The organism is Oceaniglobus ichthyenteri, from assembly GCF_003057885.1.
In the GTDB taxonomy this organism is placed as follows: Bacteria; Pseudomonadota; Alphaproteobacteria; order Rhodobacterales; family Rhodobacteraceae; genus Oceaniglobus; species Oceaniglobus ichthyenteri.
The window spans coordinates 84,821-109,108 of record NZ_QAGK01000005.1; the positions used below are offsets into that span (position 1 = coordinate 84,821).

Genomic DNA, 24,288 nt, shown 5'->3' on the forward strand with positions numbered 1-24,288 from the left:
GAAAGCGCAGATCATACCAATCGGCGCAACAGCGCGCCCAGCTGCGCCTGTTCCTCCGGCGTGAGCGGCGCAAGGGTTGCGGCGGTGATCCGCGCGCCCGCCTTGTGCAACCTGTCGATCATGCCCTTGGCTTTGGGCGTCAGGGTGATCAGCCGACGCCGTTTGTCGCCGGGATAAGGCGTCAGCCCGATCAGACCCTTGGCGCGCAGGCGGTCCACCACGCCCTTGATCGTTGCCACATCCATCGCCGCCGCACGGCCCAGTTCGTTTTGCGAACTCGGGCCGTTTTCATAGAGCCGGATCAGGGTGGAAAACTGTGTCGGGGTCAGGCCTTCGGGCGCTTCGGCCTGAAAGATCAGGGCGTGGCGTTGACTGACCTGGCGCAGCAAAAACCCCACCTGATCGTCCAGGCGATAGGGGGTGTCGCTCACCTTAATCCATCCTCGCCTTTGGCCTGATCATGGGTCAGCCCGCCAACCCGTGGCAAGGGGCGGCCAGAATCGGTGACGGCCACGGCGACCATGATTTCACCTGCGCGCGGTGCGTCGTTCAGGCGTATTTCGACCCCGTCAAAATGGCTGCGCACATAGGCGGCGTGCTTGTGACCCAACGGCACATCGAGATCCTGCCCCGGCCCGCCCATTTTTTTGGATGAGGGCACGAGGGCGGCGCCCTTTTCCACCGCCGCGCGCAGGGGTGCGCCCAGTTTCGGGTGCAAAATCGCGGCGGCATGTTCCAATTCGCCGTTTTCCCCAACCATCGCCGCCTTGCCATAGCTTTCGGCCTGATCCGGGGTGATGCCCAGCGCTTTGACGCATTTATCGCCCAACAGTGCGCCCAATTCCGCGCCGATGTCCATCAGCGGCGTCAGATCCTCAACATATTGTCCGGCAAAGGGGTTGGCGATTACCGCCACCGCCACTGCCTTGCGGGTGGGGGGCGCGATGGCGCGGCCCATTTCGGTGTGGGTTTCTTCGACCCAAACAGCGATTTTGCGAATATCCGCGCTCATTTCAAACCATCCTGTCCGGTGATGTTTTCAGCCAACAATCCGCCGCTGCGGGTATGTACCCGTGGGCCGGTTGTCATCGCCAGAACATAGGCCAATTCATCGGCGCGCGGCGCATCGTTCAGCCCCACCTCGATACTGTCAAAGTGACTGCGCACATACGATGCGTTGATATGGGTGATTGGCACATCCAGCCGCGCGCCCGCATGGCCCACCTTTTTGGTGCTGGGCACGATCGCCTTGGGTGCGCCCAACACTTCGCGCATGGAATAACCCCCCGGCGCGTGCCACAGCGCGCCATGTTCCAATTCGCCATTGGTGCCGATGATCGCGCCTTTGCCATAGCCTTCGATTTTGGCCGGATCGCCGCCCAATTCATTCAGCAACCGCCGCGCCATGGACAGGCCCAGGGGTTTGAGATCTTCCATGAAGGGTTGGATATCGGCCACATAGCCGCCCGCAAACGGGTTGGCGATGATGGCGATGATGGCACCGCGCAACAGCGGCTCGGGGGGGGGAGGGCCGAATTCGTGAAAGATTTCTTCGATTTGGGTGGCGATTTTGCGGATTTTAACCTCAGGCATGGGTGGGTTCCTTTTGTTCGATGAGATTGGGCGCGCCGATGATTTCGGATTCCCCGCCCAGAAACAACGCGGCGGCGGTGATCAAGCCCCGCGCCGCCATATCCTGTGCAACAGCGGCCCCCTTGGCCAGGGCGCGGCGCTGTTCGATTGGGCAAAGCGCGCCCAAACCGGTGACAACCGGGCGCGCGCCCAAATCGCTGTCGGGGGTGAGCTGGTTGGCAGGGGTGCGGGTAATGGCCGGATGAGCGGGCAGATCAACCGCGTTGGCAATCAGCGTGGCGGCCACATCGGCCATGGCGGCGGTTTTGGCCACCACCGTCACCTGATCGGCAATGCCCAAGGAATGGCTGCGCCCGCCCCGCCCCGATGTGGCGATGCCGCGCACCGGGCTGTCGGCACTCAGGGTGATGCGGCCGCGATCTTGGCCATCTGATCCGGCCATGGCGAGGCGGAAATCCTGCCCCGGCGTCAGGAACACTGCAATATCGCCACCGTTGTTCACATAGGCCCGGCGCAAACCCGGCACGGCCATGGCCGCCAGCACGGTTTCGGCCACGGCCCCGGCCACCGCCGCCATCGGGGTGACGAACACGCCACAATGGGGCAGGCAGGCGGCGTGCATTTTGCGCGCAATCGCGCCCATGGGCATGGCCCCAACGGGTTGGCGCAACAGCGGCAATTCGTCGGCCAGCTCCTGTAACACCGTGGAAAACCGCGCCTGTGCCGCCGCAAACGCCGCAGCGCGCGCCCCATCTGCCCCGATGATCAAATCAATCGGCCCGTGATGAAGATGCAGCCGATCCCCCGGCAGGCGCGCCGCGATCATCGGCGCACCCGGCGGATTGCGGGGGTCAGCACCTCGGAGACCGGGCGCACCCGGTCCATGTGGCCGCCCATCGCCGCATAATCGGCGCGTTTCATGGTAAATTCGATGGGGGCGACCAAAGCCGGGGTCGGCACATAGCCAAAAGCGTTGCTGGGCATATCCATCACATCGGCCATCACCGTAATGCCGCCCCCTGGCCACACATAACCCACAGCACCGCCCACGGTAACCCGGGTCAGCGCGTCCTTGACGCTGCGGGTCAGGCCCACGGGGTTTTCGGTAACGCCCGCGCGCAATGATCCCCCCGCGCCACCCATGAACAGCACCGAACACAGGGACGGTTCGCAATTGTCGGCAATCCGTTCGGCAATGGCGCGCAACGGGTCGGGGATTTCGGCGGGTTGCGGGGTGAAATCCGCATCCAACACGAAATACTCCCATTGTTCGCCCGTGGTTGAAATCATCAACAGGCGCAAACCGGGCCAGGCGATCTTTGGGTCGATCTTTTTGATGATCGTCAACGGGTCGGTCACATCGGTGCCGCCCCATCCGGTGCCGTGCCCGGCCACCTGAAAATACCGCCCCGGGGTTGATCGCCGCCCGGTGACGCGAATGCCAGCGGGGCGCATATCCAACTGTTTGCCCGCCTCATGTTCGGTCAAAACGCCGGTGATATGGTCATCGACCACGATCACCTCATCCACATGGGGGGCCCATTGTTTGGCAAACATCCCGATGGTGGCCGAGCCACAGCCGACGCGCATCAGTTTTTCTGCCACCCCGTCAATGATCGGGGCCTGGCCCGCCTGCACCACGATGTTCACCCCATCGTCGATCTGCATTTCCACCGCTTCGCGATTGCACAGGGCCAATAGCGCGTCACAGGTCACGCGCCCTTCGGCCTTTGAGCCGCCGGTCAAATGGTCAACCCCCCCAAGGCTGAGCATTTTTGACCCGTATTCGCCGGTCATCACATGGCCGATCGGTTCGCCCTTGACCCGCACGATGGCGCATTCCGCGCCGATGTGGCGGTCGGTGTCGATTTTCACCTTTACGCCGCAGTACGAAAAGATGCCTTCGGTCACGACCGTGATCATATCGGCATCATCCACCATCTGTGACACGATGAAGGGGGCCGGTTTGTAATCCGGGTATGTGGTGCCTGCGCCAATCGCGGTGACAAAGGGGCGATCCCCCTGAATGATGTCGCCATTCCAATCGCGGCCCAAAAACGGCACCACTGGCCCGCCGCCCTCAATCACCGTCAGCGGATCAAGGCGCACCAGTTCGCCATCGTGATTGGCATAACGGTCGCACGCCCCCGAACGCCCCGGCGCGATGTAACACATCACCGGGCAGGCATCGCAGCGGAGTTTTTCTTCGCTCATGGGGTGCCTTTCAGCGCGGCGCGCAATCGTGCGGGCGTGGCCGGAACCCGCCTGATCCGCGCGCCGGTGGCGTTATAGATTGCGTTCAGCAGGGCCGGCGCGGTGGGAATCAACACATGCTCGCCCAACCCCTTGGCGCCATAGGGGCCGTGGGCGTCAGGCTCTTCAACAATCAACGTGTCGATTGGGGGGATATCACCAATGGTGGGGATCAGGTAATCATGCAGATTTTCGGTACGCCCGGGCAGATATTCCTCCATCAGGGCCATGCCCAAACCCTGGGCGATGCCGCCTTGCACCTGGCCTTCGACCAACAAGGGGTTGATCGCCTGGCCCACATCATGGGCGGCCACAAACCGGATCGGTTTGACCGTGCCAAGCGCCAGATCCACCTCGACCACCGCCAGATGCGCGGCATAGCCGAATTGCGCATAGGGCGCGCCCTGGCCGTTTTCATCCAAGGGTTTGGTGGGCGGATCATAGGTTTCTTCGCTTTGAAACACGTACCCTTCGCCATTGAGTGGCAAATCGGCCAGACGCAGGGCGCGGTCGCCTGCGGTGATTTCACCATTGGCCAGGGTCAGTCTCGCGGTTTCCGGCGCGTTCAACCGTTGCAGGATTTCGGCGCGCATCGCCGCACCCGACAGTTTCGCCGCCGCACCGGTGACAAAGGTCTGGCGCGACGCGCTGGTTTTACCGGCATCCGGGGTCACATCGGTATCGGCCCCGATCAGGGTGATCTGCCCCACCGGCAGGCCCAGCGCCTGGGCGAAAATCTGCGCGATCACGGTGTTTGACCCCTGGCCGATGTCCATCGCCCCCTGGTGCAGCATCAACCGCCCATCCGCCGTGATCCCGGCCTTGATGGTTGAGGGGTTGGGCAATGACGTGTTGCCACAGCCATACCAACCGCCCGCCACACCAACACCGCGTTTCACGCCATCATGGGCGGCATTGAACGTGGCACATTCGCCGCGCAACCTATCCCATGCCGGGCGCAGGGCGGTGAAACAGGCCCCAATGCCCACGCCCTGATCAAACACCTGCCCACACACCGTGGGTTGACCATTTTTCAACGCGTTATGGGCGCGAAATTCCAGCGCATCCATGCCCAGTGCCTGGGCCAATTCATCGAACAGACATTCCTGGGCGATGGCCGATTGCGGCACGCCAAAGCCGCGGAATGCCCCCGATGGCGGGCAATGGGTGTGGATGCCTTTCGCCTCGGCCCGGTAATCGGCAATGCGGTAGGGGCCGCTGGCGTGGACCGGCACGCGGTTGGCCACGGTCGGCCCCCAGGACGCATAAGCGCCGGTGTTAAACAGCCCGTCAAACTGCATGCCCGACAAGGTGCCATCCTTCAGCGCGCCGATTTTCACATGCAGATCAGACGGGTGGCGTTTGGTGGTGCTTTGCATGGATTCGCCGCGCGAATAGGTAAGGCGCACCGGTTTGCCGGTCTTGATCGCTGCCAATGCCAGAAACGGTTGCACCGACAGATCCAGCTTGCTGCCAAATCCGCCGCCCACTGCGGTGGGGACGATCCGCACCCGCGATTTATCCCAGCCCAGGATCAGCGCGACCGCCTCTTGATCCATCACCGGCGCTTGGGTGCAGGCGTGAATTTCCACCCGGTCGCCAATGGTGCGGGCAAACCCGGCCTCGGGTTCGATATAGGCGTGTTCAACGAATCCGCTGGTGAAATGCCCCTCAACCACCACATCGGCGCGGGCGAGGGCCGCCGCCGCGTCGCCCCGCTGCACAAACCCGCCGGTCATGATGTTTTGGGCGCGATCCGCGTGAATCAGTGGCGCGCCATCGGCCATTGCCGCGCTGACCGTCTGCACATCGGGCAAGGGGGTGAAGGTGACGGGAAATTGCGCCAGATCCACATCGGCGTCGGGGGTGGTGATCACGGCGGCCACTGCCTCACCGCGAAACCGCGCCTCGGATTGGGCGAACACCGGTTGATCCATGAACGCCGGGATTACCCCAAATGCGTTCAACCCCGGCACATCTGCGGCGGTCAGCGTGCTTACCACCCCCGGTGTGGCCGCGGCCCATGCCGCCAGATCACCCAATGTGAATGCAGCGCGGGGATGGGGCGTGCGGATGATGCGAACAATCAGCGCGCCATCGGGGGCCACATCATCGCCAAATGCCTCGTTGCCCGAAACCTTGGCCGCGCCATCAACGCGCCGAATGGCATCGCCCACCGCCCCCGTGCCCGACAGCGGGGTGGGCGCATCCATCACCGCGTCGATAATTTTGCGATAGCCGGTGCAGCGGCACAAGACCCCGGCCAGGGCATCCATCACCTGTGCCTCGCTTGGGCGGGGGGCAGCGCGCAGCAGGGCCACGGCTGATACCATCATACCGGGGGTGCAGATGCCACATTGGGCGGCTTGGTGATCTTGAAACCGCTGCATCAGGGCGCGCCCCTCAACGCTGTCGCGCAGACCTTTCAGGGTTTCCACCATTCGCCCCGCCGCCTGTTGCGTCGGCATCAAACAGGCACAGACCGGCGCACCGTCAACCAACACGGTGCAGGCCCCGCAATCGCCCGCATTACACCCCACCTTGACATCCCGCGCGCCCAACCGTTCGCGCAGGGTGTGGGACAGGCGTTCGCCCACCTTTGGCGTGACTGTGACACGGGTGCCATTCAGCGTCAGCGCGGTTTGCATATCGCCCGTCGGTTTATCCATGGCGCATTGCCCCCCTGATCGCGCGATCACACAGTTCCGCCACCGCCTCGGCCCGATACGCGGCACTGCCGCGCACATCGGCGATGGGTGACAGGATGGTGAGATGGGCCGGGCGGGTAAAGGGGCCGGGGGCATCCACGGGCAAGCCGATCAGATCGCCCTCAAGCCCCGGCAGGCGTTGCGCCACCGGCGAAGCCGCACCCACAGCCACCCGCGCGCCGGTAATCCGGCCCCCGGCGCACCAGATGTTGGCGGCCACCATGACGATGGAAATCACCAGATATTTCCGGCTGCCCAGCTTTTCAAACGCTGATCCCGCGCCGTCGGGTTGGGCAGGAATGTGAATGGCCGACAGGATTTCACCACGGCGCAGCGCGGTTTTGCGCACGCCTTGCAGGAACTCCTGCACCGGCATCCTGCGCGTACCGGTTGGGCCGGTCAATTCCACTTCGGCCTCCAAGGCCAGCAATGGCGGCACGCCATCGGCGGCGGGCGAGGCATTGCACAGGTTGCCCGCCACCGTGCCGACATTTTGAATTTGCACCGATCCCACGGCGCGCGCCGCCGTTTTCAGCGCGTCAAAACAGGGCGGCAGGGGGTGACCTATCACCTCGCTCCACCGTACCGCCGCGCCGATGCGCCAGCCCTCGGGGCCATGGGTGATGCCGCCCAATTCGGCCACGCGGGTCACATCAATCAGGGTTTCGGGCGGAACGCCATCGCCCAGCGCCGGGAAAAAGTCGGTTCCCCCCGCCACCACCCGTGCGCTTGGGTGCTGGGCCAGCAGAGACAGAACATCACTCAAGGCGTCGGGCGCGGCGTAGCCCATGGCGGTCTCCTGACGGGAAGGCGGGGCAGATCGTTAGCATACATACAAAACGCCCCGCCCCACACCTGTCAACAAATTTCACGGGGCGCGCAGCGCCACTTGGGCCGTCACCGGCACATCATCCACCACATAGGCACGGTGATCATTGGTGTTCAGCGTCACCTCGATCACATGCTCACCGGGGGGCAGCGCCCCGATCTGCGCCTGCGCCTCATACATCCGCTGAAGCTTGACCCCGTTCAGATACAAATGCCCGTGGCCATAGCCGGGCACATGGCCCAACCCATCGACAATTTCCGTAAAGGTGAATTCCTGTGACAGCACGCGCACCTGCCACCCGTCGCCCTGTGCCGCCACCTCAAGTGTCAGGTGCGGGGCTGGCTCACCCTCGCCCACCCGGCAGATATCGCCCAGGGACAACAGCCCCAGATCCCCCGCACCACCCCGCGCGATCGGGTCAACCAACACGGCCCGCGTCGCCACCTGTGCGCCGCTGGCAAAGTCCAACGTGATCGGCAACACCGCGCCATCGCCCACATCCCCAACCCCGGTCATCCGCAAATGCGCACCGTCCACGGCCAGGATCGGCGCACTGCCAGCGGGCAGGGTGATATCGGCACCGGGACCGACCAGTTCAATCCGGTCGGCCAGGGGCGATGTGGCCCCGATCAGGCGATCCGCCCCGCCATCATTGTGCAGGGTCACAAATACGCGCAGCGCGCCCGCCTCACCCTCAAGCGGGACAGCAGTGGCCCCTTCGGCACGAATTGGCACCGGGGCGGGGCGCAAGATAAGAAAAGCCGCACCACCCCCAAGCAGGGCCAAAGTGACAATAACGGCAAAGGCGCGGCGCAGATTCATTGGCAACCCGATCAAGCTGTGTCTTGATACATATCATGATTACACTGCGTCTGTTCGTCAAATTTGTGGTTTGTCTGGTTTTGCCGGGGGCGGCAATGGCCCATCCGGCGCAGGGCGGGTTTGTATTGCTGTTGCCCACAGGCGCTTACATCACCGCCGGATGCATGGCAGTGGCGCTGAGCATTCTGGTGGTCGTCATGATTCCCGACACCTGGCTGCACCGCCTGTTCACACCGCGCGTTTTGGGCAGCCCACCCAACCTGACCCGCGCACGCCATTTCACCAGCCTGATCGCGCTGTTTGCCCTGATCGCACTGCTCTGGATCGGGTTCAACGGGCCGCGCGATCCGTTGTCAAACCTGTTGCCCCTGGCCATCTGGACCCTGTGGTGGATCGCCCTGTTCACAGTTCAGGGGGTGGTGGGCGATGTCTGGGCCTGGGTGAACCCGTGGCGGGGTTTGCACGCGCTGCTTTGGGGCGATGCGCCGCCGCCGTTTCGATTGCCAGTCGCGTTGGGATACTGGCCCGCCATCCTGGCGTTTATCGCGATCAGCGGCTTTGCCCTGGCCGATCTGGCGCCTGATGACCCGGCCCGCCTGGCCAGTTTCATTCTGGGCTATGTCCTGTTTACCTTTGCCGGCATGGCGCTGTTTGGCCCTGACGATTGGCTGGAACGGGCAGAGTGTTTCACCCTGCTGTTGCGATTATTCGCCAGCCTGAGTGCCGTACAGACCCGCCCCAATATCGCCATTGGTCTGCCCGGTTGGGCGGCGCAACCGGGCCATGTGCCGTTGTCTTTGGGGGTATTCGTGATCGTGCTTTTGGCTTCGGGCAGTTTTGATGGGCTGAACAAGACGTTCTTTTGGCTGGGGCAAATCGGGATCAATCCTTTGGCGTTTCCGGGGCGGTCGGCGGTGGTGTGGCCCACGACATTGGGGTTGATCGGGGCGAATATCGCGTTGGTGCTGGCATTTTTCGCTTGTATCGCCACGGGCCATCTGTTGTTGCGCGGCTTTGCCCCCGGCGCGCCGATCCCGCCGTTCAGACACAGCGCCGGGCGGTTGGCAATGTCGGTTCTGCCAATCGCCTTCGCCTATCACGTGGCGCATTTTTTGACCGCGTTTCTGGTGAATATCCAATATTCAGTCGCCGCCATTACCGATCCGTTCGCCAAGGGGGCGGATTATCTGAACCTGGGGCAATTTTATGTGACCACCGGGTTTTTCAACACTCAAGCCACCGTGCGCGTGATCTGGTTGTCACAAGCGGGAATCATCGTTCTGGGCCATGTTTTGGCGGTATTGATGGCGCACCGCATGGCCACCCAGATCTATGGGCCGGGGAAACGGGCGGTCTTGGCGCAACTGCCTTTGGCGGCGTTCATGGTGCTCTATACCTTGTTGGGGCTATGGCTGTTGGCCGCGCCACGCGGCGCGTAGGGCAAAAAATATCTAGACAGATCGTTCGCATACATACAACCTGATCCCAACGATAACGGGCAAAGCCCGATCCCGGCGCAACAGGCGTCACCCGACAAGGAGGTTTATAATGACCAAAAAGCTCATAACGCCCTCAACCACCACCCGGCGCGGGGCGCTGAAAACCCTGGGGCTGGGCGGCACGGCCCTGGCGGCCAGCACGGCAATGCCCGGTTTCATTCAGGCGCAGAGCAGCGCGCCGATCAAGATCGGGTTTCAGGTGCATCGCACCGGCATCGGCGCATCCTATGGGCGCTGGTATGACCGCACATCACAGGCGGCAGTGAAACGCATCAACGACGCGGGCGGCATCAATGGCCGCATGGTTGAACTGATCCCCGAGGATGACGGAACCGACGCCAAACGCGGCGCCGAGGTGATCGAAAAATTCGCCACCCAATCGAACTGTGACATCGCCTTTGGCACGCTGTTTTCCCATGTGGTGATCGGGTCGGCCCCGCGGGCGGGGGAATTGAAACTGCCTTATTTCGTTGTGTCCGAAGGCCACCACGTGGCCAGCGGCATGTTGAACCGATACACCCTGCAACCGGGCATCACCGATGTGAAAAGCCAGGTTCAGGCGATGGCGCCCTATGTGGCCAGCAATCTGGGCAAAAAGGTGTGCATGATTTACCCCGATTTCGCGTTCGGCCACGATCACCGCGATTATTTTTCCGCCGCGTTCGAGGCCCAAGGCGGCACGATCAACGCCAAAATCGCCATTCCGCCCACCGAAACCAGCTTTACCAAATATTTCCCGCAAATCCCCCGCGATACCGAAGTGATCTATCACGTCATGACCGGCCCTGCCGTTCTGACGTTTGTAAAGGAACTGGGTGAATTTTTCGGCCCGTCACGGCCCGAACTGTTCGGCTTTATCGATTCGCTGGAAGCGGTCGACATAGCGTCGCCCGGTCTGGAATTTCTCGAAGGGTCATACATGTGGGAGGGGATGCCGCGATATGTCCAGACCAATCAATCGGAATGGGACAAGGCGTATCGCGAAGCGGTGGGCGTGGATGAAAATGGCGCCTCGGTCAGCGATCCGCGCGACATCAGCACCTATGCCCATATGTTCGGCTGCTGGGAAACCCTGAACATCATCAAGGCCGGCATGGAGGCCAGCGGATACCAGGGCCCCGCCGACCGTGCCAAACTGATCGAAGCGGTCGAAGCCATGAGCGATATGGCCGAGGGCATGGATCACCCCCAAGGCGCCAAGATATTCAACGGCAAAACCCACCAGACCTTTGGCCACCAATATATTACCAAGGTCGAAGGCGGCAGGATGAACCTGGTCCATACCACCAGCATCGAAGACACGCTGTATGAGGACGAAGTGGATTACACCACACAGTCGTTCTAGGCGGCGCGCGGTCAACGGTGCCGGGTTTGCCCACGGGCGCAACCCGGCACGCTGCGCATCTGGCATCGGTTGCAATTTGGATATTTAAGGCAAGAAAAAGCAGGGCGTGGTTTTTTCTTGCTTAAAATATCCCCCCGCCGGAGGCGCCTTTTTAGACCCTTGGAAAATGGCCCCCGGCCGGCTTACCCAATACAGGACACCCTATTGCCATGGATTTTGGCCCTCACTTAATGCTTGCCATGTTGGAAGGCGCGGTTACGGCGGCCATTCTGGCGCTGACTGCCATGGGCCTTTCGGTGGTGTTTGGCGTGATGCGCGTGGTCAATGTGGCGCATGGCGAATTTTACATGCTGGGCGCGGTAATTGCGTGGTTCGTGGCCACCACCCTGGGCACCCACCCCGCCGTGGGGTTTGTGGCCGCATTGGTGATTGCGCCTTTGGTGGTGGGCGCATTGGCGGCGGCGGCGGACAAGCTGATTTTGCAACACATCGATTATGACCCCGAGCGCACGATTGTCGCCACCATCGGGCTTTTGTATATCATTCAACAGGGCACATTGATGACATTCGGCCCCGATGCCAGCCCGGTGGAGCCGCCGTTCAACCATCGCATCGCCCTGCCCTGGTTTGAATGGGGCGAAGACGGGTTTGCGTTTTATTACCCTTGGGGGCTGTCGATTACATCTTACAAACTGTTCGTGATCGTGGCGGCGGCGTTGATTCTGGTGGCGCTGTATCTGTTCATGACCCGCACCAAGGCCGGGTTGATCATGCGCGCCACCCAACAAGACAGCCAGATGGCGCAGGCCTTTGGCATTCCGGTTTCCAAGGTTTACGCGCTTGTTTTTGGTCTGGGCGCCGCGCTGGCTGCCATTGGTGCGGTGCTGGTCGTGCCGATCCAGCAGGCGCATTATCTGATGGGCCATGACCCTTTGTTACTATCGTTCATCGTGGTGATTATCGGCGGCCTCGGATCACTGCCCGGAACGGTGATTGCGGCGCTTTTGATCGGCATGTCCGATGGGGTCATATCGGTGTTCTTTTCCCCCACACTGGCGAAAATCATGGCGACGCTGGCGGTGGCGATGGTTTTGGTGTTCCGGCCTCAGGGCCTTCTTGGCAAAAAGGCGCATTGAGATGGATCGCGCGCTGACCTTGCATCTTGCCATCATTGCCGCCCTGGCTTTGGCCTTTTTCATCCTGCCTGCCTATCACGCGGGCAACCTGGCGCGGATCATGGTGTTGGCGATCTATGCCATGGGGTACAATCTGGCCTTTGGATATACCGGGCTTTTATCCTTGGGCCATGCTCTGTTCTTTGGCGCAGGGATGTATGGTTTGTCTCTGAGCATGCAGCATCTGGGCACACCCACCCTGCCCGCCTTGGCCATCGCATTGGCCTGTGCCGCCGTAGTGGCGGGGGTGGTTGGCGCGCTGGCCCTGCGCACCAAGGGTGTGGCGTTCATGATTGTCACGCTGATGTTTGCTCAGGCCGGATACCTTGTGGCGCTGTATTTCAGCGAATGGACAAGGGGCGAGGAAGGCTTTGTTCTGCCCCAGACCATGCGACAGATCGCGGGGATTGATCTGACCACGGCAATGGGGCGGTATTTTGCGGCACTTGTGCTGTTTGCCATCACCCTGTTGATCATCGGCCATATCGTGCGCGCCCCGTTTGGCCGCACCCTGATCGCGATCCGCGAGAACGAGGCGCGCGCGACCATGCTGGGCTATGATGTGCAGCGGTTGAAATGGATCGCGCTGGTGATTTCCGGTACGATTTCGGGGCTTGCGGGGGCCACTTATGCGCTGTTGTTCGGTTATGCCGGGGCCAGCTTTGCCGCTGTGCCCTATTCGATTCTGCCGCTGTTATATGTGCTGCTGGGCGGGGCGGGCACCACCCTTGGGCCGCTGATCGGGGCGGCGTTCATGATTTATCTGTTCGATCTCAGCGCCGATATTACCGATGCTTACATGCTGATTGCCGGTGTCGTTCTGGTTTTGCTGACGATGTTTCTGCCCCAGGGCATTTTGGGCACCCTACGCGCGCGGAGGTTCAAATGGCTGCCTTGATTCTGGAAACCCGCGGGCTGACCAAAACCTATGCCGGGGTCACGGCGAACCAGGATGTGGATTTCGCCCTGCCCCAAGGGCAAATTCGCGCGCTGATCGGGCCGAACGGGGCGGGCAAATCCACCTTTGTCGGCATGTTATGCGGGCGCATCCCGGCCACGCGCGGCACGGTTTTGTTTGATGGCAAAGATATCTCGCACCTGCCTGCGCATAAACGCATCGCCCTTGGCATTGCCTATACGTTTCAGATCACCAGCGTGTTTGCCGGGCTAAGCGTGCGTGAAAACATCGCCCTGGCCGCGCGCCGCGCCGGGGGGGATGATGCCAGGGTGGATGAGGTATTGGCCCGCGTTGCCCTGAGTGACCGGGCCGAACAAACGGCGGGCGATCTGTCTTATGGGCATCAACGTATTCTGGAAATCGGCATGGGGCTGGCGCAAACGCCGCGCCTGTTCATTCTGGATGAGCCGACCCAAGGGTTGGCGGAATCCGAAGTGGCGGAGTTCAAGGCCCTGATTACCGGGTTGCGCGATACCACGATCCTGTTGATCGAACATAATATGTCGGTGGTGATGGAAACGGCGCAATTCATCACCGTGCTGAACCATGGTGAAATCCTGGCCGAGGGCACGCCAGACGACATTCGCGCCAATTCCCACGTTCAGGCCGCGTATTTAGGAACTGAGGATGCTTGAGATTTCCGATATCCACGCCAGCTATGGCCGGGTGAAAACCCTGAGCGGTGTGTCCCTGAGTGCCAAGGCCGGTGAAATCACCTGTTTGCTGGGGCGCAACGGGGCGGGCAAAACCACGGTGATGCGCACGATCACGGGGTTATTGGCGATCAGCGCCGGTTCAATCACGCTGGAGGGTCAACCGCTCCATACCCTGCCGCCCGAACAGATTGCCCGCCAACGGGTGGGGTATATTCCCCAGGGGCGGCGTTTGTTTGCCGAACTCAGCGTTTCGGAAAACATCGAAATCGGGCTGTTGGCCTGTGGTGAGGGGCGCGAGACCCGCGATTGGGTGTTGGATATTTTTCCCCGTCTGCGCGAACGGCTAACCCAACGGGCCGAAACCCTGTCGGGGGGCGAACAGCAAATGCTGGCCACTGCCCGCGCATTATGTTTGCGGCCCAAATTGCTGTTGCTGGATGAACCCACCGAAGGGTTGCAGCCCAGCATGATCGCGCAAATCCGCGATGTGGTTTTGCGGATGAAGGCCGAGGGCCTGGCCGTGCTGTTGGTCGAACAACGTATGGAGGCGATCCTGACCATGGCCGACCACGCCGTGTTCATCGAAAACGGCGCATCCATCGAAACCCTGCGCGGCGATGCCTTGCGCGCAGCACCCGAAACCCTGACCCGCCATTTGGGAGTGTGATATGTCTGAAAAACTGGTCATCAAGAATATCGGTCTGATGCTGTCGGGCAAGATCGAACAGCCGATTTATGACGCCGATACGATCATCGCGGTGGATGGGAAAATCACCGATTGGGGCCGTGAAAAGAATCTTGATTGCGACAGCGCGACCACCACGGTTGATGCCAAGGGCATCACCCTGGCCCCCGGTTTGATCGACAGTCACGTGCACCCGGTGGTGGGCGATTATACGCCGCGCCAGCAACAGCTTCATTGGATCGACAGCACCTTGCATGGCGGCGTCACCACGATGATTTCAGCGGGCGAGGTGCACATGCCGGGCCGCCCCAACGATCCGATCGGCACCGTCGCCATGGCGATTGCGGCCCAGCGGTGGTACGACAATTTTCGCCCCTCAGGGGTCAAGGTGCATGCCGGCGCGCCGCTGTTGCAAACCGGGCTTGAGGAGCATCATTTCAAACAAATGGCCGAAGGCGGCGTGCGCCTGATCGGTGAGGTTGGCCTTGGCACCGTGAAAGATGGCAAAACCGCCCATGAAATGGTCGGCTGGGCGCGCAAATACGGGATGCAAAGCACGATTCACACCGGTGGTCCGTCGATCCCCGGATCGGGGTTGATCGATGCCGATATGGTGTTGGAAACCGGCACCGATGTGGTGGGCCATATCAACGGCGGCCATTCGGCCCTGCCCGATGATCAGATCATCTGTTTATGTGAAAACTGCAAGGCGGCGTTGGAGATTGTGCATAATGGCAACGAACGCGCCGCCCTGCTGACTCTGAACACCGCGCGCGAGTTGGATAAACTGGATCAGGTTATTTTAGGCACCGATGGGCCGGCCGGGTCGGGTGTGCAGCCTTTGGGCATCTTGCGGATGATCGCGATGCTGTCATCGCTGGGCAATGTGCCCGCCGAAATCGCGTTTTGCATGGGCAACGGCAATACATCGCGGCAACGCAAACTGGACACCGGGTTGATCGAAACAGGCATGTGCGCCGATTTTGTGCTGATGGACCAGGCACAGCACGCACCGGGCAAATCCATCCTTGAATCGGTGCAACTGGGCAATCTGCCCGGCATTGGCATGACCGTGATTGACGGGCGCATCACCAGCCAGCGGTCGCGCAACACGCCCCCCGCCACCCGTCTGCCGGAAATCGTGTAACCGTGACAAACGCAAACGGGCCGCCCGTGTAAAGGCGACCCGTTGAATGCGGCTTTGAAAAAAGCGGCGCGCTTATTCGTTCACGCTGTCTTTCAGCGCTTTGGCGATGGTCATCTTCACCACCTTGTCGGCTTCTTTTTTGATCTGCTCACCGGTGGCGGGGTTGCGCACCATACGCTCGGGGCGTTCGCGGCAATAGATCTTGCCAATTCCGGGCAGAGTCACGGCACCGCCGCCCGATACTTCGCGGGTGATGATGTTGATGATGCTGTCCAGCGCGGTGCCGGCTGCTTTTTTATCGGCATCCATCTCATCGGCCAGGGCGGCGATCAGTTGGGTCTTGGTCATCGGTTTTGCCATGTATGGTCTCCTCAATCTGCCCAATATGGGGTCATTGCGGCAATTTAGCCTTATCTGCCAAGGCGGCACAACGCCTAGTGGTGTAATTTCCCAAGAAAACAAACGTTTTATGGCGGTTTTCCGCTGCGAACTGCGGTATCGTCCGCCAACACCCCCGCAAAATCAAACCAATCCACACAGGCGATACCCAAGACAGGGATCAACCTGTGCCCACTGAACCCGATGTCAAAGAAACGCGGTTTCTTCAAAGCTGCGCAGTTTGCGCGAATGAATACGCTCAACCGGCATCTGGTTCAACTTTTCCATGGCGCGAATGCCGATCAGCAAATGGCGCGCAACCTGCGTGCGGTAAAAATCAGTCGCCATTCCGGGCAGTTTCAATTCACCGTGCAACGGTTTGTCCGACACGCAGAGCAAGGTGCCATAGGGCACGCGAAACCGAAACCCGTTGGCGGCGATTGTCGCGCTTTCCATATCCAGGGCCACGGCGCGCGATTGTGACAGGCGCTGCACCGGGCCGGATTGATCGCGCAATTCCCAATTGCGGTTGTCCAGACTGGCCACCGTGCCGGTGCGCATGATCCGTTTCAGATCGTACCCTTCCAGTTCGGTCACTTCGGCCACTGCGCCCTCAAGCGCGATCTGAATTTCGGCCAGGGGCGGCACCGGCACCCAAACCGGCAGATCGTCATCCAACACCTTGTCCTCGCGCAGATACGCATGGGCCAACACGAAATCGCCCAGCCGTTGCGAATTGCGCAACCCCGCACAATGGCCCACCATGATCCACGCATGGGGGCGCAAAACGGCAATATGATCGGTGGCGGTTTTTGCGTTGCTCGGCCCGACGCCGATATTGACCAACGTGATGCCACCGCCATTGGCGCGTTTCAGATGATAACTGGGCATTTGCGGCAGTTTGGTCATGACTTGCATGGGTTCGTCAGACCGGGTGATTTCATGGTTGCCCGGCCCGACAAAGCTGACATAGCCACTGTCGGGATCGGCCAGCGCGGCGCGCGCATAGGCCTCGAATTCCTCAATGTAGAACTGATAATTGGTGAACAGAACGTGGTTTTGAAAATGCGAAGGGCTGGTTGCCGTGTAATGGGACAGGCGCGCGAGTGAGTAATCAATCCGCTGTGCCGTGAACGGGGCCAGTGGCGCGGCCCCATCCGGATAACTGAACCCGAAACCATTGACGATGTCGTCATTCGTCGTCACCAGATCGGGCACATCAAACACATCGCGCAGGATAAAATCTGTGCTGCCCTCGTGGGGCACACTGACCGTGCCTTCCCCGCCCACGGCGAAATGCACCGGAATCGGTGTGGTCGACACCCCGATCTGCACCCCCACCTCGTGATTTTCAATCAACAGTCCAATCTGTTGGCGCAGATAATTGGCAAACAGATCAGGCCGCGTGATCGTGGTCGAATAAATTCCCGGCCCCATCACATGGCCAAAGCTGAGCCGACTGTCGACCGTTGCAAAACTGGTCGTGGTAAAGCGGATTTCGGGGTAAAATGCCCGATAGCGCGACTCGGGTTTTTCACCGGAAATCGCCCGCAGGAAATGCCGCCCGATAAATCGGCACGCCTCATCATACAACTCTTGCAACCGCGTCACGGCCAGGGCCGGATCGGTAAATGTCATATGCGCCACCGGCTCGGGGGTGACGATCGGCAGGTTTTGTGTGGGCGCGTACATGGCGCATCCTTTCTTGTTTGTGCCGCACATTGGCGGGGGCAATAGCATTGCCTATCGCAAACAAACCCCATCGGGCAAGCGGTTGCGCCACTTTCGCTGCTTCATCCCCCTATGATCGGGTGGCCAAGTCTGGCAAACCTGCTGCATGACACATCACCTTCTCAGCTTTGGTCACGGCTATTGCGCCCAGGCCCTTGCCCGCCTGCTTTTACCTCTGGGCTGGCAGATCACCGGCACCACCCGCAGCGCCGACAAGGCCGCGCGCCTGACCAAAACCGGTGTTGCCGCCGCGGTCTGGCCCGGCAGTGATCTGACCGAAACCATCGCCGATGCCACGCATATCCTGCTGTCGGCCGGCCCTGATGAGGCCGGCGATCCGGTGGCACCACACCTGGGCGATGCCATCGCCGCAGCACCCAATTTGCAATGGCTGGGAGACCTTTCAACCACCGGGGTGTATGGCAACCACGATGGCGGCTGGGTGGATGAAACCACGCCGCTCACCCCGTCAACCCGGCGCGGCAAGGCGCGGGTTCTGGCCGAATCCCAATGGCAGGCGCTGGCGGCCCAACATGCCTTGCCCCTGCATATCTTTCGCCTTGCGGGGATTTACGGCCCGGGTCGCGGCCCGTTTGCCAAGGTGCGCGATGGCAGCGCACGCCGGATCATCAAGCCGGATCAGGTGTTTTCCCGCATCCATGTGGATGACATTGCCCAGATCCTTGCCGCTTCTATCGCACGCCCCAATCCCGGTGCGATCTATAATCTGTGCGATGATGATCCCGCCCCACCACAAGACGTGATCGCCCATGCCGCCGAACTTCTGGGCCTGCCGATTCCGCCTGCCGTGCCGTTTGATCAGGCCGAAATGTCACCCATGGCGCGCAGTTTTTACGCCGAATCCAAACGGGTAGATAACACCCGGATCAAAACCGAACTGGGGGTGCGCCTGCTTTATCCCGATTACCGCCGCGGCCTTGCGGCTCTGCGCGACGCAGACGAATAACGCGATATAAACCACTGCCCAAAACAATCCTCATCCAGCAGGCGCCGCGCCGATTTACCTCAAAACCCCCAATACCTTGCCCACAATATCGTCGGCATTCAGCCCGGCCACCGCGTACATATCTGCCGGGGATGCCTGATCGATAAACACATCGGGCAACACCATGGAGCGGTATTTCAACCCGGTGTCAAACACCCCGGATTCGGCCAGAAAATGGGCCACGTGGGAACCAAATCCGCCCACGACCCCCTCTTCGATGGTGATCAACGCGTCGTGATCGCGCGCCAGACGCAGGATCAGATCTTCGTCCAGGGGTTTGGCAAACCGGGCATCGGCCACCGTTGGCGTGATGCCCTGACCGGCCAGAATTTCGCAAGCGGCCTCAACCTCGGACAGGCGGGTGCCAAAGGACAGGATCGCCACGCCCTTGCCCGCGCGCACCACGCGGCCCTTGCCAATCTCCAGCGGTACGCCAATTTCGGGCAGATCAACGCCCACGCCTTCGCCCCGGGGATAGCGAAACGCGATGGGCCCCGCGTCATGGGCCACGGCGGTGGCCACCATATGCATCAGCTCGGCCTCATCTGCCGCGGCCATCACCACGAAGCCGGGCAGATTGGCCAGAAACGCCACATCGAATGCGCCGGCATGGGTGGCGCCATCGGCCCCGACCAACCCGGCGCGATCAATGGCAAACCGTACCGGCAGACGCTGAATCGCCACATCATGCACCACCTGATCGTATCCGCGCTGTAAAAACGTGGAATACATGGCGCAAAACGGTTTCATCCCGCCCGCCGCCAATCCGGCGGCAAAGGTCACGCCGTGCTGTTCGGCAATGCCCACATCAAAGCATCGACTGGGATAGCGTTCGGCAAACAGACCAAGGCCGGTGCCGTCGGGCATCGCGGCGGTCACGGCGACCACCCGATCGTCCTGTGCCCCGTGGGCCAATAGGGCCTTTGAAAACACGCTGGTATAGGAGGGGGCGTTCGGCGTTGCCTTGGCCTGTGCGCCGGTGATCACATCGAATTTGCCAACGCCGTGGCCCTTGTCGGCGGCGGCCTCGGCCGGGGCGTATCCCTTGCCTTTTTGGGTCACGGCGTGAATCAGAACCGGCCCCGTGGCCCGATCACGCACCGTACGCAGCACCGGCAAAAGCTGATCCAGATCGTGACCATCAATCGGCCCGACATAGGAAAAGCCCAACTGTTCAAACAGCGTGCCACCAAACGCCGCCCCCTTGACCAGATCGCGCGCCCGCTTTGCCCCCTCTTGCAGCGGTGGTGGCAAAAACGAAACCGCCCCCTTGGCCAAGGCCGATAATTCCTGAAACGGCGCACCGGCATAAAGGCGCGACAAATACGCGCTCATCGCGCCCACGGGCGGGGCGATGCTCATTTCATTGTCGTTCAGTATTACAATCAACCGTTTGCCCAGATGCCCGGCGTTGTTCATCGCCTCATAGGCCATGCCGGCACTCATCGCGCCATCGCCGATCACGGCAATCGCATCGCCCAAACCGGGGTCAGGCGCACCGCCCAGATCGCGCGCCACGGCAAAGCCCAAAGCGGCGGAAATCGAGGTGCTGGAATGGGCCGCGCCAAACGGGTCATAGGGCGATTCACTGCGCTTGGTGAATCCCGACAAACCATCCTTCTGGCGCAGGGTCGCCATCTGGTCGCGCCGTCCGGTCAACACCTTGTGCGGATAACATTGGTGCGACACATCCCAGATCAACCGATCGCGCGGCGTGTCAAACACGGCGTGCAGGGCCACAGTCAATTCAACCACGCCCAGCCCGGCCCCCAGATGGCCGCCGGTCTTGCTGACCGCGTGAATAACCTCGGCGCGGACATCGCGCGCCAACTTCTTCAGGTCGCCATCGCTCAGGGCGCGCATATCAGCGGGGTCATCCACCCGGTCCAGAATTGGCGTTTTCGGTCGATCGGCCATGGCAAGCCCCCTTTATAACAAGCTAAATCAATGGAATGGCGCCCTAACGATCCCGCTCGACGACATAGCGCGCGCAATCGCGCAAAGTGTCGGCGCGCGGTCCGAAATCCGACAATGCCTCGCAGGCTTCGGTGACCAGGGCATCGGCCCGCGCCCGCGCACCCGCCTCGCCCAACAGCGAAACAAACGTGGCCTTGCCTGCGGCGGCATCCTTGCCCACGGCCTTGCCGGTTACGGTGGCATCGCCGACAACATCCAACAAATCGTCGGCAATCTGAAACGCCAGGCCCAGTGCTGTGGCATATCGGCCCAGTGCCGTCACATCCGCCCCAGCCAACCGCGCGCCCGCCTCACCCGACCACCGGATCAACGCCCCGGTCTTGCCCGCCTGCAACGCCTCGATCGCGGGCAATGTCAGAGGGGCGGTGGCGGTTTCGGCGGCAATATCCAACGCCTGCCCCAACACCATGCCCCGCGCTCCGCCGGCCCGCGCCAAGGACGCCACCAGATCAATCCGCACCGCCGCGTCCGGATGGCAAGCCGGATCAGACAGCAATTCAAATGCCAGAGTCTGCAACGCATCGCCCGCCAACACAGCGGTCGCCTCATCCCATTTCACATGAACCGTGGGCTGCCCCCGACGCAGATCATCATCATCCATACAGGGCAAATCATCATGCACCAAAGAATAGGCATGAAGCGCCTCAATCGCCGCCCCGGCCCGCACACTTTGCAGCGGCGAAACACCATACAGCGCCGCACCTTCCATCACCAGAAAACCGCGCAACCGCTTGCCACCGTTGCACGCCCAGCGCATGCCATGCACCACCGCCACATCGCTCATCGGGGCCATGGCCTCGTTCAGGCACGACTGAAGCGCCACACCACATTCGGCCAACCGAACCTTAAAATTGCTCACGCCGCGCCTGCTTTTTCTTGCTACAAATATCCAAATCCGTCACTGGCCGTCAAACGGAACGGTTCCCGTCGGCGCGCCATCCCGATCCAACGTGATCGCGGCTACCTTTTCTTCGGCCTCTTTCAACTTGGCCTCGCAACGCGCCTTCAATCCCGCGCCACGTTCATACAGCGCAATGGACTGCTCCAACGGCACATTGCCCGATTCCAACTGGCCCACCACGCGCTCCAACTCGGCCATGGCCTGTTCAAATGTCATCTCTTCTATCGGCTGATCGCTCATGCGCTCCGCTCCTTCAAAACCGCGACATGGGCGGCAACGGATGCGCCCAGCGCCTGCAAATCATACCCGCCTTCCAGTGTCGAGACGATGCGCCCGCCACAGACCTCATCGGCCACATCGCACAGGCGCTCTGTCACCCAACCGAAATCCTCGGTGCGCCAATTCAACCCAGCCAAAGGATCGGCCCGGTGAGCATCAAACCCGGCGGAAATCAAAATCAATTCAGGCTTGAACGCGGCGACCGCCGGGAACACCCGGTCTTCATAGATCCGGCGCATTTCCTCCCCCCCGGTCCCCCCCTCAAGCGGCAGGTTCACCACATTGCCATGAGCACCGCGTTCATCGCCATAGCCCGATCCAGGATACAATGGCATCTGATGCGAAGAGATGAAAAGCGCCCGGGCCTCATCCCATAACAAATCCTGCGTGCCATTGCCGTGATGCACATCAAAATCCACAATCGCAACGCGGTTCAGCCCGTGATGGTCCAACGCCCGTTTTGCGCCGATCGCCACGTTGCCAAAGATACAAAACCCCATCGCCCGGCGGGTTTCCGCATGATGCCCGGGCGGGCGGCAACCGACAAACGCCGTGCGATCCTCGCCGCCCAGCACCGCATCAACCGCTGCGCACATGCCGCCCACAGCCCGCCGCGCCGCCGTAAGCGAACCCGGAGACATATGGGTGTCACCATCCAGCGCATGCGCGCCTTTTTCCGGCGCCGAAGCAATCACATGATCCAGATAATCCTGCGGATGGCAGCGCAAAATATCACGATCATCACATAAGGGCGCATCCCGCCGATCCAGATCAAACCCCGACAGCGCGCTGCGGATCGCCTCCAGTCGCGCCACCTGTTCGGGATGTCCCGGTGGCGTTTCATGCTTCAGCCCATCGTCATGTGAAAAATAAATCATCTGTTCCCCCTCATTTCTGTTTCTCAAATATCCCCGCCGGAGGCCTTAAAACTCTTTTGGCGCTTTCCCAAACCTTTTGCCTCCGGCGGGGATATTTTTTAAAACGAAAATGATCACTCCTAATCAGGCTGAAGCATATAGCCCGCGCCGCGCACGGTTTGCAGATAGCGGGGCTGTTTTGGATCGCTTTCGATCTTGCGCCGCAGGCGGGTGATTTGCACGTCGATGGCGCGATCCTGTGCGCCGCCGTTGCCCCGGCCCAGATCATCGGCAAGCTGTGTTCGGTCGATCACCACACCCGGCGCAGCCGAGAATATGCGCATCAGATGCGCCTCGGTCGCGGTCAGGCGCACCGGCGCGTCGCCCTGCCATAATTCCCCCCGTTCGATATCGTACCGCACCTGACCCAGACGCAGCACTTTTGGCGCATCGCTGATGCCGATTTCAATCGGTACACGGCGCAAAATCGCATTGATCCGCAACAACAGCTCTTTTGGCTCGAACGGCTTGGCCAGATAATCGTCGGCGCCCGCCTCAAGCCCGGTGATCCGATCGCCCGTATCGCTTTTTGCTGTCAAAAGCAGGATCGGCACGGTCAGGGTTTCGCGCAAGGACCGGGTAAAGCTTATTCCGTCTTCGCCGGGCATCATCACATCCAGCACGATCAGATCGAAATCCAACCCCTCAAGCAACCGCCGGGCATGGGCGGCGTCGCGTGCCGATGTCACGAAAAACCCGGACCGCACCAGAAATTTCTGCAACAGCACCCGGATGCGTTCGTCATCATCGACAATCAACAGGTGGATATCGTTTACAACACTCATGCCTTGCCTCGTGTGCGTTTGGCATAGTGATGCCTTTGATCAGGGTCCATCATCGCCTCAAGAACCTGACGAAACCCCGCAACGGCATCGGGGCCCACCGTGCGATACGCGGCACGCATCCGACGGCGCTGTGCCTCGGACAGGGCCTTTTCCAAGGCTTTGCCAGTGTCGGTCAAATGCAAGTGACGCTCCCTTTTATCGCGGGTTCCAACAGTGCTTTGCACCAGACCATCCTGGATCAACGTACGCAACACACGGTTCAGCGATTGCTTTGTAACCCCCAGGATCGACAGCAGGTTGTTCACCGTTGTGCCGGGGCTGCGATTGATGAAATGGACCGCCCGGTGATGCGCACGCCCATAGCCATACTCTGACAAAATCCGGTCAGGATCAGCGGTAAAGCCGCGATAGGCAAAGAACATCGCCTCGATTCCCTTGCGCAATTGCTCATCGGTCAGAAACAACAGGGCCTCGCCCCCCGGCCTGCTTTCGCCCATTGCACTGTCCTTTGCCCGCTGGTTTCAGGTTTGGCTTCAGACTATGTCAGCCTTGTTGACATTCCAAGAGCTGACTGTTAGCGATCCTGCGCAAACTGCGCAATATTACATCCGAAACGGACCTAATTTGCGCAACTAATGGAAAAT

The 24,288-nt window shown here is 61.1% G+C and carries 24 protein-coding genes; 8 read left to right on the forward strand and 16 right to left on the reverse strand.

Annotated features, from left to right (window positions below; genetic code table 11):
- Nucleotides 1-11: 11 nt before the first annotated feature.
- The 8 genes from C8265_RS09210 to C8265_RS09245 form a co-directional block, all read right to left on the reverse strand.
- Nucleotides 12-431 (reverse strand): MarR family winged helix-turn-helix transcriptional regulator, encoded by a 420-nt coding sequence (locus C8265_RS09210; RefSeq protein WP_240611033.1) that lies wholly within the window; start codon nt 429-431, stop codon nt 12-14.
- A complete protein-coding gene (locus C8265_RS09215) occupies nt 428-1,012 on the reverse strand; it encodes an amino acid synthesis family protein (RefSeq protein ID WP_108483717.1) in 585 nt (194 codons plus the stop codon). Before C8265_RS09215 ends, C8265_RS09210 begins: the two co-directional genes overlap by 4 nt.
- Complete coding sequence (locus tag C8265_RS09220; RefSeq protein WP_108483718.1) at nt 1,009-1,593, reverse strand: amino acid synthesis family protein; 585 nt, start codon at nt 1,591-1,593, stop codon at nt 1,009-1,011. Before C8265_RS09220 ends, C8265_RS09215 begins: the two co-directional genes overlap by 4 nt.
- Nucleotides 1,586-2,419, reverse strand: a complete 834-nt coding sequence (locus C8265_RS09225) for a UPF0280 family protein (protein WP_108483719.1) — start codon at nt 2,417-2,419, stop codon at nt 1,586-1,588. Before C8265_RS09225 ends, C8265_RS09220 begins: the two co-directional genes overlap by 8 nt.
- Nucleotides 2,416-3,807, reverse strand: coding sequence for a 6-hydroxynicotinate reductase (locus C8265_RS09230; protein WP_108483720.1), 1,392 nt, complete (start codon nt 3,805-3,807; stop codon nt 2,416-2,418). Before C8265_RS09230 ends, C8265_RS09225 begins: the two co-directional genes overlap by 4 nt.
- Nucleotides 3,804-6,515 (reverse strand): molybdopterin-dependent oxidoreductase, encoded by a 2,712-nt coding sequence (locus tag C8265_RS09235; protein ID WP_108483721.1) that lies wholly within the window; start codon nt 6,513-6,515, stop codon nt 3,804-3,806. The genes C8265_RS09230 and C8265_RS09235 overlap by 4 nt, the downstream gene beginning before the upstream one ends.
- Nucleotides 6,508-7,344, reverse strand: coding sequence for an FAD binding domain-containing protein (locus C8265_RS09240; protein WP_108483722.1), 837 nt, complete (start codon nt 7,342-7,344; stop codon nt 6,508-6,510). Before C8265_RS09240 ends, C8265_RS09235 begins: the two co-directional genes overlap by 8 nt.
- Before the next feature lie 78 nt (nt 7,345-7,422).
- Nucleotides 7,423-8,205: a copper chaperone PCu(A)C gene (locus C8265_RS09245; RefSeq protein ID WP_108483723.1), complete on the reverse strand. Its 783-nt coding sequence runs from the start codon at nt 8,203-8,205 to the stop codon at nt 7,423-7,425.
- Between the two features lie 35 nt (nt 8,206-8,240).
- Here C8265_RS09245 and C8265_RS09250 point away from each other — a divergent pair, with 35 nt between their 5' ends.
- The 7 genes from C8265_RS09250 (at nt 8,241) to C8265_RS09280 (ending at nt 15,670) form a co-directional block, all read left to right on the forward strand.
- Nucleotides 8,241-9,644: a hypothetical protein gene (locus C8265_RS09250; RefSeq protein WP_108483724.1), complete on the forward strand. Its 1,404-nt coding sequence runs from the start codon at nt 8,241-8,243 to the stop codon at nt 9,642-9,644.
- A gap of 109 nt (nt 9,645-9,753) precedes the next feature.
- Nucleotides 9,754-11,049 carry an ABC transporter substrate-binding protein gene (locus tag C8265_RS09255; RefSeq protein WP_108483725.1) on the forward strand — a complete coding sequence of 432 codons (1,296 nt, stop codon included), beginning with the start codon at nt 9,754-9,756 and terminating at the stop codon, nt 11,047-11,049.
- Nucleotides 11,050-11,258: 209 nt separating this feature from the next.
- On the forward strand, nt 11,259-12,185 hold the full coding sequence (locus C8265_RS09260; RefSeq protein ID WP_108483726.1) for a branched-chain amino acid ABC transporter permease: 927 nt from the start codon (nt 11,259-11,261) through the stop codon (nt 12,183-12,185).
- A 1-nt stretch (nt 12,186) separates the two neighbouring features.
- Nucleotides 12,187-13,122 (forward strand): branched-chain amino acid ABC transporter permease, encoded by a 936-nt coding sequence (locus C8265_RS09265; protein ID WP_108483727.1) that lies wholly within the window; start codon nt 12,187-12,189, stop codon nt 13,120-13,122.
- Nucleotides 13,110-13,817, forward strand: a complete 708-nt coding sequence (locus tag C8265_RS09270) for an ABC transporter ATP-binding protein (protein ID WP_108483728.1) — start codon at nt 13,110-13,112, stop codon at nt 13,815-13,817. Before C8265_RS09265 ends, C8265_RS09270 begins: the two co-directional genes overlap by 13 nt.
- Nucleotides 13,810-14,505, forward strand: coding sequence for an ABC transporter ATP-binding protein (locus tag C8265_RS09275; protein ID WP_108483729.1), 696 nt, complete (start codon nt 13,810-13,812; stop codon nt 14,503-14,505). The genes C8265_RS09270 and C8265_RS09275 overlap by 8 nt, the downstream gene beginning before the upstream one ends.
- A 1-nt stretch (nt 14,506) precedes the next feature.
- Nucleotides 14,507-15,670, forward strand: a complete 1,164-nt coding sequence (locus tag C8265_RS09280; RefSeq protein ID WP_108483730.1) for an amidohydrolase family protein — start codon at nt 14,507-14,509, stop codon at nt 15,668-15,670.
- 72 nt (nt 15,671-15,742) lie between these two features.
- On the opposite strand, the gene C8265_RS09285 is transcribed toward C8265_RS09280, so the two are convergent.
- Both C8265_RS09285 and C8265_RS09290 read right to left on the reverse strand, forming a co-directional pair.
- Nucleotides 15,743-16,030 carry an HU family DNA-binding protein gene (locus tag C8265_RS09285; RefSeq protein ID WP_108483731.1) on the reverse strand — a complete coding sequence of 96 codons (288 nt, stop codon included), beginning with the start codon at nt 16,028-16,030 and terminating at the stop codon, nt 15,743-15,745.
- Nucleotides 16,031-16,255: 225 nt separating this feature from the next.
- Nucleotides 16,256-17,740 carry an AMP nucleosidase gene (locus tag C8265_RS09290; protein ID WP_108483901.1) on the reverse strand — a complete coding sequence of 495 codons (1,485 nt, stop codon included), beginning with the start codon at nt 17,738-17,740 and terminating at the stop codon, nt 16,256-16,258.
- 145 nt (nt 17,741-17,885) lie between these two features.
- On the opposite strand from C8265_RS09290, the gene C8265_RS09295 reads away from it, so the two are divergent.
- Nucleotides 17,886-18,746 (forward strand): SDR family oxidoreductase, encoded by an 861-nt coding sequence (locus C8265_RS09295; protein ID WP_108483732.1) that lies wholly within the window; start codon nt 17,886-17,888, stop codon nt 18,744-18,746.
- A gap of 54 nt (nt 18,747-18,800) precedes the next feature.
- Here the strand turns inward: C8265_RS09295 and dxs are convergent, their stop codons facing one another.
- The 6 genes from dxs to C8265_RS09325 all read right to left on the reverse strand — a co-directional run bounded on the left by dxs (nt 18,801) and on the right by C8265_RS09325 (nt 24,141).
- The gene (gene dxs / locus C8265_RS09300; RefSeq protein WP_108483733.1) at nt 18,801-20,702 is read right to left on the reverse strand and encodes a 1-deoxy-D-xylulose-5-phosphate synthase; all 1,902 of its coding nucleotides are present in this window, start codon (nt 20,700-20,702) and stop codon (nt 18,801-18,803) included.
- Nucleotides 20,703-20,745: 43 nt separating this feature from the next.
- Nucleotides 20,746-21,555, reverse strand: coding sequence for a polyprenyl synthetase family protein (locus C8265_RS09305; protein WP_108483902.1), 810 nt, complete (start codon nt 21,553-21,555; stop codon nt 20,746-20,748).
- Between the two features lie 105 nt (nt 21,556-21,660).
- Nucleotides 21,661-21,903, reverse strand: coding sequence for an exodeoxyribonuclease VII small subunit (locus C8265_RS09310; protein WP_108483734.1), 243 nt, complete (start codon nt 21,901-21,903; stop codon nt 21,661-21,663).
- A complete protein-coding gene (locus C8265_RS09315) occupies nt 21,900-22,820 on the reverse strand; it encodes a histone deacetylase family protein (protein WP_108483735.1) in 921 nt (306 codons plus the stop codon). The genes C8265_RS09310 and C8265_RS09315 overlap by 4 nt, the downstream gene beginning before the upstream one ends.
- A 119-nt stretch (nt 22,821-22,939) precedes the next feature.
- Nucleotides 22,940-23,644: a response regulator gene (locus C8265_RS09320; protein WP_108483736.1), complete on the reverse strand. Its 705-nt coding sequence runs from the start codon at nt 23,642-23,644 to the stop codon at nt 22,940-22,942.
- Nucleotides 23,641-24,141, reverse strand: a complete 501-nt coding sequence (locus tag C8265_RS09325) for a MarR family winged helix-turn-helix transcriptional regulator (protein WP_108483737.1) — start codon at nt 24,139-24,141, stop codon at nt 23,641-23,643. Before C8265_RS09325 ends, C8265_RS09320 begins: the two co-directional genes overlap by 4 nt.
- Nucleotides 24,142-24,288: the final 147 nt, after the last annotated feature.

Coding starts and splice junctions, on each gene's coding strand:
- C8265_RS09215 (WP_108483717.1), bottom strand. CDS start 1,012: ATGAGCGCGGATATTCGCAAAATCGCTGTTTGGGTCGAAGAAACCCAC.
- C8265_RS09220 (WP_108483718.1), bottom strand. CDS start 1,593: ATGCCTGAGGTTAAAATCCGCAAAATCGCCACCCAAATCGAAGAAATC.
- C8265_RS09225 (WP_108483719.1), bottom strand. CDS start 2,419: ATGATCGCGGCGCGCCTGCCGGGGGATCGGCTGCATCTTCATCACGGG.
- C8265_RS09230 (WP_108483720.1), bottom strand. CDS start 3,807: ATGAGCGAAGAAAAACTCCGCTGCGATGCCTGCCCGGTGATGTGTTAC.
- C8265_RS09235 (WP_108483721.1), bottom strand. CDS start 6,515: ATGGATAAACCGACGGGCGATATGCAAACCGCGCTGACGCTGAATGGC.
- C8265_RS09240 (WP_108483722.1), bottom strand. CDS start 7,344: ATGGGCTACGCCGCGCCCGACGCCTTGAGTGATGTTCTGTCTCTGCTG.
- C8265_RS09245 (WP_108483723.1), bottom strand. CDS start 8,205: ATGAATCTGCGCCGCGCCTTTGCCGTTATTGTCACTTTGGCCCTGCTT.
- C8265_RS09250 (WP_108483724.1), top strand. CDS start 8,241: ATGATTACACTGCGTCTGTTCGTCAAATTTGTGGTTTGTCTGGTTTTG.
- C8265_RS09255 (WP_108483725.1), top strand. CDS start 9,754: ATGACCAAAAAGCTCATAACGCCCTCAACCACCACCCGGCGCGGGGCG.
- C8265_RS09260 (WP_108483726.1), top strand. CDS start 11,259: ATGGATTTTGGCCCTCACTTAATGCTTGCCATGTTGGAAGGCGCGGTT.
- C8265_RS09265 (WP_108483727.1), top strand. CDS start 12,187: ATGGATCGCGCGCTGACCTTGCATCTTGCCATCATTGCCGCCCTGGCT.
- C8265_RS09270 (WP_108483728.1), top strand. CDS start 13,110: ATGGCTGCCTTGATTCTGGAAACCCGCGGGCTGACCAAAACCTATGCC.
- C8265_RS09275 (WP_108483729.1), top strand. CDS start 13,810: ATGCTTGAGATTTCCGATATCCACGCCAGCTATGGCCGGGTGAAAACC.
- C8265_RS09280 (WP_108483730.1), top strand. CDS start 14,507: ATGTCTGAAAAACTGGTCATCAAGAATATCGGTCTGATGCTGTCGGGC.
- C8265_RS09285 (WP_108483731.1), bottom strand. CDS start 16,030: ATGGCAAAACCGATGACCAAGACCCAACTGATCGCCGCCCTGGCCGAT.
- C8265_RS09290 (WP_108483901.1), bottom strand. CDS start 17,740: ATGTACGCGCCCACACAAAACCTGCCGATCGTCACCCCCGAGCCGGTG.
- C8265_RS09295 (WP_108483732.1), top strand. CDS start 17,886: ATGACACATCACCTTCTCAGCTTTGGTCACGGCTATTGCGCCCAGGCC.
- dxs (WP_108483733.1), bottom strand. CDS start 20,702: ATGGCCGATCGACCGAAAACGCCAATTCTGGACCGGGTGGATGACCCC.
- C8265_RS09305 (WP_108483902.1), bottom strand. CDS start 21,555: ATGGCCCCGATGAGCGATGTGGCGGTGGTGCATGGCATGCGCTGGGCG.
- C8265_RS09310 (WP_108483734.1), bottom strand. CDS start 21,903: ATGAGCGATCAGCCGATAGAAGAGATGACATTTGAACAGGCCATGGCC.
- C8265_RS09315 (WP_108483735.1), bottom strand. CDS start 22,820: ATGATTTATTTTTCACATGACGATGGGCTGAAGCATGAAACGCCACCG.
- C8265_RS09320 (WP_108483736.1), bottom strand. CDS start 23,644: ATGAGTGTTGTAAACGATATCCACCTGTTGATTGTCGATGATGACGAA.
- C8265_RS09325 (WP_108483737.1), bottom strand. CDS start 24,141: ATGGGCGAAAGCAGGCCGGGGGGCGAGGCCCTGTTGTTTCTGACCGAT.